Below are 12,466 nucleotides of genomic sequence, written 5' to 3' on the forward strand. Positions count from 1 at the left end.
AAAAACCATTAGATAAGTAAAACTGAGGAAGATAATTGACCTCTAGATGAACCTGAGCTACAAGGAGGAGGCATGGTAGAAGCAATAAAAGTCGCTTATGTTTTCCCCGGACAGGAATCCCACTCCGTAGGCATGGGGTTAGACCTTTACGTCCATTACTCTTCAGCCCGACAGATTTTCGACGAAGTTGACAAAACTCTGGGCTTCTCTCTATCTCGCGTATGCTTTGAAGGCCCTCAAGACGACCTCAGGCAGACCGTCAATGTCCAACCAGCAGTATTAGCCACAAGCGTTGCCTGCCTGAGAGCAGCTCAGGAGGTTAGCAACAACGGCATACCAGAGCCCACTTTCGTCGCTGGACATGACGTGGGCACCTACGCAGCCCTGGTAGCTGCTGGCGCTCTCAGCTTATCTGATACCGTGCGTTTGATTCGCGAGAGAGGCCGATTAATGAACGAAGCCGGACAAAGAACAGCCGGTGGCATGGTGTCTATGACCGGGCTAGATATAGAAGTCTTCAAGAACATCTGCTTCTCCACAGGTGTTGAGATTGCCTATATTGACGCTCCAGACCAGGTCACCATCAGCGGAACCCAAGAAAGCCTGACTAAAGCCAAGAGGCTAGCACAGATAAAGGGGGCTCGCCGCATCCTCCCACTGAGGGCAAGCGGACCTTTCAATTCCACATTAATGGAGCCGGCCATAGAAAGGCTAAGAAATACCATCTCGGAGTTCACCTTTAATAAACCATCAGTCCCTATTGTGGCTAATGTTGCTGCGCAGCCGCTTACTGACCTGGAAGCGATAAAGGAGGAGCTGGTTAGCCAGATTGTCCGCCCGGTTCAATGGCAGCAATCTGTTGAAACTATGATCGCCCGAGGTGTAACCACCTTCTTTGAGATGGGGCCTGGTGAGGCACTAGCCAAGTTGATTAAGCGAATCAGCCCCGGAGCACAGACCTTTAACATCAGCAGCGCTCAAACCATCAGCGAAATAACAAGATGGCGCAGAGGATAATTGCTGCACGCCAGACCACAGATGTGGCAACTGCGCTTAACCAGACCGGTCAAATCTCGGGGTATGGCCAAAATGCTAAAGCCTAGCTTGCCCCCCAAAACTGCTGCCATCTGTAACCACTGCGATAAGAAATCCGCCCTCATCTCCAAGTCCCTTGGTCTATGTGCTGATTGTATCCACCACGATTTCCAAAAGGTCGAGCCCACAATCCAGGAAGCACATCAGAAATCAAGGCAGTCCTTTAACCTACCGCTACAACCACCAAAGACAATAAATGGCGTTGCTTGCCACCTATGCCTTAATGAATGCCAACTTCCAGAAGGGCAAAGGAGTTACTGTGGCATACGCATAGCCGTCTCAGGGAAGCTCACTGGTGCCACGGCAGAGAAAGGCAATGTAAGCTGGTACTATGACCCATTACCTACAAATTGCGTTGCCGACTGGGTCTGCCCTGGCGGCACAGGTTCAGGGTATCCTGACTTCGCTTATTGCCCAGGTCCAGAGCACGGTTATAATAATCTCGCCGTTTTCTATCAAGCTTGCTCTTTTGATTGCCTCTTCTGCCAGAATTGGCACTACCGATCAGCAGCAATAAAGCAAGACTGGGTTAGCCCCTTGGAACTAGCTGGTGCAGTTGACGACCGAACCTCCTGCATCTGCTATTTTGGTGGCGACTCAACACCCCAATTACCCCATGCCCTACGTGCTTCACGTCTGGCATTAGATAGAAATAAAGGGCGCATCCTCCGCATTTGCTGGGAAACCAACGGCTCAATGCATCCAGCTTTACTCAAGCAAGCGGCTAAGCTTTCACTTGATTCCGGCGGATGCATCAAATTTGATCTTAAAGCTTGGGACGAGAAGTTACACATCGCCCTTTGCGGCGTAAGCAACAAGAGAACGTTAGACAACTTCAGCCTTCTCGCCGGCTATGCAAGAAAAAGACCTGAGCCGCCTTTTCTCATAGCCAGTACCTTGCTAATTCCTGGCTATATAGCCGAACAGGAAGTATCCAATATCGCCAAATTTATCGCCTCTTTAGACCCGAATGTACCTTACGCTCTTCTCGCTTTCCACCCTGATTTCTTGATGACTGACTCGCCAACTACCTCGCTGCAGCATGCAGAGCGATGCTTAAAAGCAGCTAAAGAGGCCGGGTTATGCCGGGTACAGCTAGGAAACGTTCATTTGTTGAGGAATGAATATCAGAATGGCTGGATTTAGACGGATAGCCAGGACTATTGCTCTACAGACGCTTTACGAGCTTGATTGTTCGGCTCACAAGCCGGATGAGATTTTGACTCGCTTGCTAGAGGGAAAAGCCCTGCCTGGCGAAGCAGCCGATTTCGCCAGAAGCTTAGTTAATGGAGTCCTTAAGAACAAGAAAAATATCGATGATATGATTCGAAGGTTCGCTCCCGCCTTTCCCGTCAACCAAATAGCCCCTATAGATAGAAATATTCTCCGCCTTGCCATTTTTGAGATTTTATTCGATAATAGAGTTCCAGTCAAAGCAGCTATTAATGAAGCTGTTGAGCTGGCTAAGAGTTTTGGTGGTGATACTTCTCAAAAATTTGTCAACGGGGTTTTGGGCTCAGTAGTCAATGCTGGCATGCAGCAAGAGAACCGACAGGAAGCGATTAAAGAAACTGAACAAACCTGAATGCACAGAGGAAACTAATGACACAAATTCCAGATAAGCTCAAGAAGATGATTGCAGAGCAACTCGGCGTTGACGAGGAATCCATAGAGCCTTCGGCATCCTTTGTTGACGACCTCAATATCGACCCATCCGATTTGGCCGAGCTTATCACCGCCATAGAACAGGAATTCAGCACACCAAGACGCAAGTTGGAAATATCAGACGAAGATACCGAAAAAATCGTTACCGTTCAGGACCTCATTGACTGCCTTCACGACTACGGCATAGAAGATTAAATGCTCTTGATAATCCCACTTGTAGCATTCTAAGCATTCCTGCGTGTCACCAGCCTAGGGGTGACCATGTGGTTTTAATTTGCGTGGTGGGTCACCTCTGGGCAGGTGCCACCTAGAAGAGCAGTTAAGCACGTATAGCTACTTTTTTAAGCACTTCCTTAAGTACATCCTGCCAATTAGTGTCCAGGAGCTTTATGTCAAGTTTTATGTGCTGGCTGCCTACTCTAATTCCAGATTTAAAATCCTGTGCTAAAGACAGTTTGTTTAACTGTCTGGTATTGTTGAAATGCAAAACGATTTGTCGACCCTCTGTAGAAATCGATTCCACCATCGCGGCAGCAGCAAGCTGCTTAACTTCCACTACATAGAGAAGATTCTTGACCGGCTGTGGCATCTGCCCGAATCTGTCATCAATTTCCATCGCTATGTCCTCTATTTCCTGAACTCGTTTAACCGCAGCCAACCGCTGATAAAAAGTCAGCCTGGTGCTTAAAGCCGGGATATATTCTTCTGGAATATAGGCGTCCAAAGGTAGAGCTACAGTTGGAACCGCAGGTTGCGGCGTTCTTCGCTCCTCTCCTACTACTCGCTCCTGCCTTAACTCCTCCACTGCCTCAGCCAATAGCCGGCAATAAAGGTCAAAGCCTACGGCAGCTATATAACCACTTTGCTCCACACCCAGCAGATTACCAGCCCCTCGAATCTCCAGGTCTTTCATTGCAACAGCAAATCCAGCACCCAGTTCTGCGGCCTCAGAGATAGTTTTGAGACGCTTCCGAGCCTCAGGAGTCAGTTGCTTACCTTTCTCAAAAAAGAAATAAGCGTAGGCATTGTTGCTACCGCGCCCGATGCGTCCCCGCAGCTGATAAAGCTGCGTTAGACCTAACCTGTCCGCATGGTCAACAATCAAGGTATTGACGTTAGATATATCGAGTCCGGACTCGATAATGGTGGTAGTAACCAGAATATCGCTTTTGTGATTAACGAAATCCGTCATCACCTTTTCCAGCTCCTCTTCAGGCATTTGGCCATGGGCAACAGATATTTTGCCTTCAGGAACCAAACTGCTTAGCCTGCTGGCAACCATAGCAATGCTGTGAACCCGGTTATGAACGAAAAATATCTGGCCATTCCGCTCCAGTTCACGCAGTATTGCCTCACGGATTATCCTTTCATCATAAGCACCAACATGAGTCTTGATTGGTAAACGCTCCTCCGGCGGGGTTTCAATCGTGCTCATGTCCCTAATCCCAGCCAGCGACATATGAAGAGTGCGAGGAATAGGAGTTGCACTTAATGTAAGAACATCTAGCTCCCTTCTCAGTTTCTTAAAGTGCTCCTTGTGTATCACACCAAAACGCTGCTCTTCATCTATGATTATGAGCCCTAAGTCTTTAAACACGACATCTTTTTGCAATAAACGGTGAGTACCAATGCAGATATCCACTGTGCCTGCTGCCAAGCATTCGATTATGTCAGCCTGTTCTCTTTCAGTGCAGAAACGGCTCAACATCTCGACTCTTACTGGAAAAGCTTGTAGTCTCTCACAAAAAGTGGCAAAGTGTTGCTGTGCCAACACTGTCGTCGGAACGAGCAAGGCTACCTGCTTGCCATCCATCACTGACTTGAAGGCAGCCCGAAGCGCAACTTCAGTCTTACCATAACCTACATCTCCGCAAACAAGGCGGTCCATCGGCCTTTGCTTCTCCATATCACTCTTGACAGCTAGAACAGCCTCCAACTGGTCAGTGGTTTCCATGTAGGGGAAAGATGACTCTAGCTCATGCTGCCACAGGCTGTCTGAGGAGAAAGCGAAGCCAGAAATTACCTCCCTCGTCGCATATAGACCCAAAAGCTCACGGGCAACACTAGCCACGGATTCTTTAATTCTCTGCTTGGTACGTGCCCATTCCTGGGTTCCCAATCGGCTTAAGGTTGGCGGTTGGTCGCTGGCGCCAACATAGCAGCTAACACGGTCAACTTGGTCAGTAGGCACATAAAGCCTATCACCAGCAGCATATTCCAGGACAAGATACTCCCGCTCAATGCCATCAGTGATCATCTTGGTCAACCCAGAAAACCTGGCAATACCATGTTCAATGTGGACTATATAATCACCGGGCGTCAATTCGGAAATAAACCAGTGGTAACGTATTGGTTTCTTCCTGGATAAGCGTCTTTGTTTGACGAAGCCGAAAATTTCATTATCCGTAAACAGAGTGAGGACATCTCTCATCGCCCAGCCTTCAGCCAGTGCCCCTTGAACTAGAGTGACTGATTTCGAAGATGGCACCTGCTCTATCTGTGAAACTGGGCTGGCCAGGACATCCTGCTCCTGCAACAGTTCGGCTAGACGATTTGCTTGCTGACTAACTACAACGATTCGCTGGCCTTCCTGTAGCATCTCTCTAAGTCCTTTGGAGAAGGCTTCAAGTCTGCCTCCATAACTTGGCACCGGAGCTAAAGGCAAGAACTGAATATGGGTTTTATCAGAGTCACCGGTGTTCCACGAATAAAGCATTAAGCGTTGCTTGATTTTCTTTGTCTTTGTATCAAATTCTGGCCAGGACACAATAGGCAAATCCGATGCTGGTTCACCTTGTTCCAACTTCGCCTGGTCAAGCTCCTCAGCCTCCTTGTTTAGCTTGTCTATAACAGTTTTGAGTTCATCAAGGTCATCTGTAACTAGCAGCGCCTTTTCAGGCAGGTAATCCAAGATAGTGTCCCCATTAAGATGCTGCTGGCTTTCTTTAGCCGAAACTATTGTAACCGAGTTTGCTAACTTCAATGACCGCTGTGTCTTCGGGTCAAAGATCCTGATGCTTTCAATCCGGTTGCCAACGAACTCTATTCTGGCAGGGAACCCATTATCCGGAGAGAAAACATCAACGATACCTCCTCGGCGACTGATTGTTCCCGGAACTTCAACAATATTCTCCAATTCGTACCCAATAGCCTGCCATCTTGCTATAAGTTGGAGCGGGTCGATATTCATGCCGACCCTCAAGGCATGGCAAGACGCAACGAACTCGTCTCGAGGCATGGTCCTGCTAACCGCAGCTAAAGCGGAACTTACAATTATAGGGCTCAGTCTATCTGCCGATATGTCACAGCAAGGAGTAAAGGCCGAAAGAGTTCGCAATCTTTCAGCTATCGTAAAGATGTCAGACGTCAAGTATTCACCAGCCAAAATGTCAATTTCAGGGAAAAACTGCAGCCAAGTTGCACTGGGACACCAAGCCTGGAGCTCGTCATAGAGTCTCTTGGCGCTTTCAGGCTGAGCAGCTATCACCAAAATGGGCAGGTTTAGTTCTTCATGGAGAGCAGCTATCACGAAAGGCTTGACGGCGTCAGCTACCACCAGCCTAATGTCTTTCTCCTGCAACCCGGTTAGTTCGCCTTTTAGCTGCCGATAGCCGGGAACCTGTTCGATTAAAGAAAGGAGACGAGACAAATCCATTTCCAAACACCCATAGGGCTAGCCGCTACCTCAAGGGTAGTCCAGACTAGCCCTGACTGAATTGTAGCACACGCTCAACTACTCGAACAATTAATGCGAGTGTGTAAAAGGACGGAGCCAGCATATCAAAAATAACCCAAATTGGTTGAGGCCGACAAGTTTAGAGAATATAATTGTATGGAAGGATGTTCAGATAGCGCGAATATCACAAACCAAAGCAGAATTACTTAATCATCTAAAAGAGCAAATAGTCTTCATGATTGCCTCTGCGGCCTCCTATGACCAAGGGTTCGAAGGCGAAGCTAGGAGATTATCCGTTAGTATTAGGATATTGGCTCATGATACATCACGTGCTAAGTCTCTACTGACCCAATTAGGAAAGAAGGAAATTGGGTTTCTTGATACCGCTACTCCCTTCAACCCAAATAATCCGCTTGCAGTTAATTGTCTAACAATGATGAAGTATTCCTTCAAGGATGGCGTACATACTGGGGCCTATGTAGCCCCTTTAGATAATCTGTCCCCGTCTAGAGCCAACAAAAAGATACCCTTTGACGCTTGGTGGTCAGAAAATATTATCTATCGGGATAACAGGAGAAACACATTTACTCGGAAGGATTTAGTTTTGAACGTTGCAAATACAGACGGAGGAGCTCATGTTGACCCAAACCTAGACCAAGCGTATGCTCAATTCTCTAGGTTTAATACGTTAGGTTGGAAGGTATTCAAAGGTAGTGCTGCGGAGGACTTTGCAAATACCCCTGTATTGCCAAGCATACGTCAGATGACCCATGAACTACTTATAACGCTAAAGGATGAATTCCCTGGTTTATTTCCAAACACCTATAGGACTAGTCCTGACTGAATTTTATCACGCGATTGCTTAACCAAAAAAACTGTTGCCAGTGCGACCTCTACAAGGCTATAATGCAAGACACATCAGGATTAAGGAGGCATAATGGCATACAGAAGAGTGCTCGTCCCCTTAGACGGCTCCGAACTGGCAGAACGAGCTATCCCCTACGCTAAGACCATTGCCAGAATCAAGGGCAGCGAGTTAATACTGTTTACAGTTAGCATTGCTGCTGTCGAGCAGTTGGACCGCCCCATGAAAGCTTATCTGGAGCTCAACGCACAGGAGCTACAGTCGCAGGGTATCAAAGCATCTACAGCTATTGCCTATGGCAACGTAGCGGATGAGATTATTAGCTTCGCCGACAAGAACAATATTGACCTTATAATCATCTCCACCCATGGATACTCTGGAATCAAGCGCTGGGTGCTAGGAAGCGTAGCTCGAAAGGTGCTCTACGGCACCTGCGTTCAAGTGCTGCTGATAAAGTCAAAGGCACCGAAAGCCTCCCAGGTAGAATTGAAAAAGTTATTACTTCCCCTGGATGGCTCACCTTTCTCCGAGGCCCCTATTCCTTTTATTGAGGAACTTACAAAAGGAACTGAGGCAGAGATTGTTCTAACTGTAGTCTGCGAGCCCCCACTAGTGCCTTCTTATGGGGACCGCCCCATCAACCCGACTTGGGAAAAGCACCGGGATAAACTGTGGACAGAGACACAACAGCAGGCTTCAGAATACCTGAAAAAGGTAAAAACCAGACTTGAAAAACAGGGGATAAAGGTAAAGTCACAAGCTATACCAGGTGACCTCGGGAAGGTAGCAGAGAGCATCATGCAAGTAGCTCAGAAAGAGAAGGTCAACTTGATAGCCATGACCACCCAAGGACGCACCGGAATCAGCCGCTGGGTCTATGGCAGCGTAGCTACTAGAATTGTGGAGGAATCGCTGCAGCCGGTTATGCTCATCCGCCCATCCGTGCCTAAGTAGCCTTCAGCCTAAGTACTTCTGGCTAGCATGCCCATCCTCAGCAGTTAATATCATGCTGCCGCCTCAATCACTACTGCCGTGCCTTTGCCAGACCTAGACTTTATTCTCAGGCTGCCACCCACCAACTGGATACGCTCTTGCATCCCAGCCAAGCCCAATCTACCTTGCTTCACCAAGTCGCCGGTTGTTTCTGGAAGGTCGAATCCCTTGCCATTGTCCTTGACAGTTATTCTAATTTTCCCATCGCCGAACTCCACTGCGACCACAGCACTAGTCGCCTGAGCATGCCTCAAGGCATTTCTCAATGCTTCCTGGGCAACACGAAAAAGCACAAGCTCCACTTCGGAGGAAAATCTTCGGCTAACACCATGTATACTAAACTTGACATTTATCCCTGAGCGTTTTCCTACGTCGGAGGCTAACCATTCTAGCGCTGGTACCAAGCCCAAGCGATCTAACGCTGGAGGACGCAAGTCCTGGCTTAACCGCCTCACATCTGCCATTATGTTGTTGATCTGCCCCCTCAAGATCTCCAATAGGATTCTCTTGTATTCAGACAACCCCTTATCACTGGAAGCAATATCATCTAGCTGACGCGCCAGGACAACCAAGGACTGAATGGTCTCATCGTGAAGTTCTCGAGCAATACGTTTTCTTTCTTCCTCTTGAGCCATAGTGATTTGGCCTAAGTAAAAGCGTAAGCTCTCCTGCATTCGTTTCTCCTGGGTAACATCCCTGGCAATGTGCTGGAAACCAACAGGGCTTCCATCAACTCCAACCAAGTTAGTAGTTAGCTTCAAAATAGCCTCAGCCCCTTCTTTTGTAATTAATCTCTGCTCATAAGGTTGAGCAACAGGCTCTCCTTGAAGCAGCCTTGCTCTAATATCTTTAGCTAGGTTCAAGCTTCCTTCAGAAAGGAAAGATTTAACATTCATGCAGCATAACTCCCCTACTTCGTATCCCGTAAGTCTGGCAGCTGCTGCATTAGATGACACAATATTTCCATCCATGTCATGAACCCAGATAGCGTCATGGGCATTCTGGAATAGCTCTCGATACCTTTCCTCAGATGCTCGCAATTGCTCTGCGACTTTATGCTCCTGTTCATAAAGGCGGGCATTTTCAATAGCAACGCCAATCTGGTTGCCTATAGCAGCAAGCAATTCCACCTCGTCTCGATTAAATTGACGGTGTCGATGCATAGCCACACAAATAGTACCCATGACCTTACCTTTGGATTCCAAAGGCACGATAATTTGAGACCGTATTTCTTCTTCCTTAACCGCCATTTTAGTCAATCTATTATCTTTTGAGGCGTCTTTTATAAACGTTGGCTCCCCAGTCTGAGCGACCATCCCGTTTAAACCATCACCCAGTTTCAGTCTGTTAACACTCTGGACAAATGAGTCTGAAACTCCTCTGTGGGCACTAAGAACAAGCTCGCCAGCTTCATTATCCAGAAGAAATATCAATACAACATCAACATTCATCACATCGATGATGCTATCGATGCTGCTGTTCAGAATCTGTTTTAAGTCCAGCGACTGAGAGACTACACTTGAGATGTAATTGATAGCCGCAAGTCGGAGGTGGTGTTCACGCTGCCCACCCAACGATTTGAAGCCAAAAACCCGGCCTAGAAACAACCCTCACTCACCCCCCAAAGGGCTCTTTTCACAACAATATATCCCAGTCATTCGGAGGCCACAATCCTCAGGACACATCATCGAGAGTGACCCAACCTTCCTTCAAGGCATGTACTACAGCCTCAGTACGTGAGCCAACCCGAAGCTTATTGAAGATATTTGCCAAGTGCCCCTGCACAGTGCGTACACTTAAGCAAAGCTCATCGGCAATATCCTTGTTGCCCAAACCTCTGGTTACCAGCTTCAACACCTCCATCTCTCGCTCGGTGAGCAGTTCCAAGGTTTTCTTTTCACGTGGCTTGCTGGAAACGTTGGCGAACCGGTTTAGAACTTTACGGGCGACTGAGGGATGAAGCACCGACTCCCCAGCATGTACCGCCCGAATAGCGTCGACTATCTCATGACCACGAACGCTCTTCAACATGTAACCAGCAGCCCCTGCCTCCAGCAAACCGAAGACAAATTGATCATCGTCATAGGCACTAAGCACTAGCACCGCTACAGTGGGGCATAGAGCTTTTATCTGTCTGGTCGCCTCAATGCCATCTAGTTTGGGCATGGCGACATCAACTAAAGCAACATCTGGCTTTAAGTCGGAGGCAAGTCTCACTGCTTCCTCGCCATCCCCAGCCTCAGCCACTACTTCCAAATCCGACTCCTGCTCCAGAATGCGGCGTGTGCCCTCACGGACAAATGCGTGGTCATCTGCAATCAAAATCTTTATCGTTTTCAAATAATGTCTCTCCCACCTGGGTTCATTATATCAGACCATTGCCCAAAATTAACCACAAATCCGCCTCAGTCTAGGTATAATTGCCTGCTGTCAGAGTCATCTGACAAGCTTTCCGTACAAATAAAAACAAGCATTATTACGGAGGCAAATCTGCTGGCAGATATGATAACCTGACGCTGGGGGCAAGATAAGCAGTAACTCACCAGCAGCAACAAAAATAAAAAATGACCTGAAGATCAGACTTAGCTCCAAATCTCTTACCTGCTTCTATTCATTATATACGGTGCGACATTCTAAGTCGAGAGAAGTAAGAGCAAACATAGTCCGTTCCTCATTTTATTTAAAACTGGAAAAGAATTATAATAATGCAAAGGTAGGTGCATGATGGAGATAAGAAAAGAAGGCAGCAACGATTTTATTCAAGAAATTTCATCCATGCCCGGCGGCGAAAAAATCAACCTTTGCATCCAATGTGGCACTTGCTCTGCATCCTGCCCCAATGCCAACAAAATGGACTATACACCACGCGAACTAATTGCCATGGCACGGGCTGGTATGCGAGATGAGGTTCTATCCAGCAACTCAATGTGGCTTTGCTTATCCTGTTATCTCTGCACCGTGCGCTGTCCCAGAGGAATCGTACCGACCTACATCATGCATGCTCTGGAGTCTCTGGCCATGCGTCATCATCTGAGCACGAAACGAACGCGCACGCCGATCCTGTACAAAGTCTTTAGCGATACTGTCTATAATGTCGGCATGATTCCCCGTTTTGGCTGCATGAGCCGGTTTTATCTCAATGTGAACCCATTTGGTGCTCTAAAGGCAGTACCGGTAGCGCTTGGCCTGCTCCGGCATGGGCGCCTGCAGCTCAAATCCAAGACACTGAAACCACAGGCAAAACACCAGCTCCAAACGATTCTAGACAAGGCAAAGGCATTTGGAGGCGCATCATGAAATATTATAGTTACTTCCCTGGCTGCTGTATGCACGATGACAGCCCGATGTACGACACGTCGGCCAGAGCTGTCGCCCAAGTTTTGGATATGGAACTCATCGAGCTTGATGACTGGAATTGTTGTGGTTCCACACCCTACACAGTTGTTGACGAATTGTCTGCCTTTTGCTGCTGCGCCCGCAACTTGGCACTGGCTGAAAAAAGAGGCTTTGACCTGGTGGCAGCCTGTAGCGACTGCTACCTCATACTTAATAGGACCGACCAGCACTTCAAGGAATACCCGGAGATAAAAACCAGAATAAACGAAGCCCTCGCCGCTGGTGGGCTGGAATATCATGGGACTGTCAGGGTACGACATATCCTCGATGTCTTTGCCAATGATGTCAGCAGTGAGGACATCAAAGCCAAGGTCAAAGTGGACCTCGGTGGGTTGAAAGTAGCTCCTTATTATGGCTGCCAGGTAGTGCGGCCGACACCTAACTTCGATGATCCAGAATATCCTCAATCACTGGAGCACCTGATAGAAGGCTTAGGAGCCGAAGCTGTACCCTATCCGTTGAAAACTCGCTGCTGTGGTGGTTCCCTGATACTATCCGAAGAGAGTATAGCGCTAGGATTAATGCACAAGCTACTCGATAACGCGTTAAGCAACGGCACCGAGTGCATTGTGACCGTATGCCCATTCTGCCAACTAAATCTGGATGCTTACCAAAGCATGGTCAACAGGAAGTTCAAGACAAATTTCAACCTGCCTATTTTGTTCTTCACCCAGCTCATGGGTATAGCCTTTGGAATCGAGAGCAAAGCTGTAGGTCTGAAATATAACATAGTTCCAGCCGATAAAGTATTAGCCTCATATGTCAGAAAATGATAA

The 12,466-nt window shown here is 47.7% G+C and carries 11 protein-coding genes; 8 read left to right on the forward strand and 3 right to left on the reverse strand.

Going from position 1 to position 12,466, the window contains the following annotated elements; genetic code table 11:
- The first annotated feature begins 72 nt into the window (after window positions 1–72).
- From fabD to FJ023_05840, 4 genes are all read left to right on the forward strand, one after another.
- Window positions 73–1,017 carry an ACP S-malonyltransferase gene (fabD, locus tag FJ023_05825; GenBank protein ID MBM4446856.1) on the forward strand — a complete coding sequence of 315 codons (945 nt, stop codon included), beginning with the start codon at window positions 73–75 and terminating at the stop codon, window positions 1,015–1,017.
- A gap of 72 nt (window positions 1,018–1,089) precedes the next feature.
- Window positions 1,090–2,241, forward strand: coding sequence for a radical SAM protein (locus tag FJ023_05830; protein MBM4446857.1), 1,152 nt, complete (start codon window positions 1,090–1,092; stop codon window positions 2,239–2,241).
- Entirely contained in the window at window positions 2,228–2,680 is a 453-nt protein-coding gene (nusB, locus tag FJ023_05835; protein ID MBM4446858.1) for a transcription antitermination factor NusB, read from the forward strand. The genes FJ023_05830 and nusB overlap by 14 nt, the downstream gene beginning before the upstream one ends.
- A gap of 17 nt (window positions 2,681–2,697) precedes the next feature.
- Window positions 2,698–2,955, forward strand: a complete 258-nt coding sequence (locus FJ023_05840; protein ID MBM4446859.1) for an acyl carrier protein — start codon at window positions 2,698–2,700, stop codon at window positions 2,953–2,955.
- Between the two features lie 124 nt (window positions 2,956–3,079).
- Here FJ023_05840 and mfd read toward each other — a convergent pair whose 3' ends face one another.
- The gene (gene mfd, locus FJ023_05845; protein ID MBM4446860.1) at window positions 3,080–6,415 is read right to left on the reverse strand and encodes a transcription-repair coupling factor; all 3,336 of its coding nucleotides are present in this window, start codon (window positions 6,413–6,415) and stop codon (window positions 3,080–3,082) included.
- Window positions 6,416–6,671: 256 nt separating this feature from the next.
- On the opposite strand from mfd, the gene FJ023_05850 reads away from it, so the two are divergent.
- Both FJ023_05850 and FJ023_05855 read left to right on the forward strand, forming a co-directional pair.
- Complete coding sequence (locus tag FJ023_05850) at window positions 6,672–7,280, forward strand: hypothetical protein (GenBank protein ID MBM4446861.1); 609 nt, start codon at window positions 6,672–6,674, stop codon at window positions 7,278–7,280.
- Between the two features lie 93 nt (window positions 7,281–7,373).
- A complete protein-coding gene (locus tag FJ023_05855; GenBank protein ID MBM4446862.1) occupies window positions 7,374–8,255 on the forward strand; it encodes a universal stress protein in 882 nt (293 codons plus the stop codon).
- A 50-nt stretch (window positions 8,256–8,305) separates the two neighbouring features.
- Here FJ023_05855 and FJ023_05860 read toward each other — a convergent pair whose 3' ends face one another.
- Together FJ023_05860 and FJ023_05865 are read right to left on the reverse strand one after the other, a co-directional pair.
- Window positions 8,306–9,901: a PAS domain S-box protein gene (locus FJ023_05860; protein ID MBM4446863.1), complete on the reverse strand. Its 1,596-nt coding sequence runs from the start codon at window positions 9,899–9,901 to the stop codon at window positions 8,306–8,308.
- Between the two features lie 67 nt (window positions 9,902–9,968).
- A complete protein-coding gene (locus FJ023_05865) occupies window positions 9,969–10,634 on the reverse strand; it encodes a response regulator transcription factor (GenBank protein ID MBM4446864.1) in 666 nt (221 codons plus the stop codon).
- A 381-nt stretch (window positions 10,635–11,015) separates the two neighbouring features.
- Between FJ023_05865 and FJ023_05870 the strand changes: the two genes are divergently transcribed.
- Window positions 11,016–11,591: a 4Fe-4S dicluster domain-containing protein gene (locus FJ023_05870; protein ID MBM4446865.1), complete on the forward strand. Its 576-nt coding sequence runs from the start codon at window positions 11,016–11,018 to the stop codon at window positions 11,589–11,591.
- Window positions 11,588–12,463 carry a disulfide reductase gene (locus FJ023_05875; protein MBM4446866.1) on the forward strand — a complete coding sequence of 292 codons (876 nt, stop codon included), beginning with the start codon at window positions 11,588–11,590 and terminating at the stop codon, window positions 12,461–12,463. The genes FJ023_05870 and FJ023_05875 overlap by 4 nt, the downstream gene beginning before the upstream one ends.
- Window positions 12,464–12,466: the final 3 nt, after the last annotated feature.

This window comes from Chloroflexota bacterium (assembly GCA_016875875.1).
Lineage (GTDB): Bacteria > Chloroflexota > Dehalococcoidia > GIF9 > UBA5629 > 9FT-COMBO-48-23.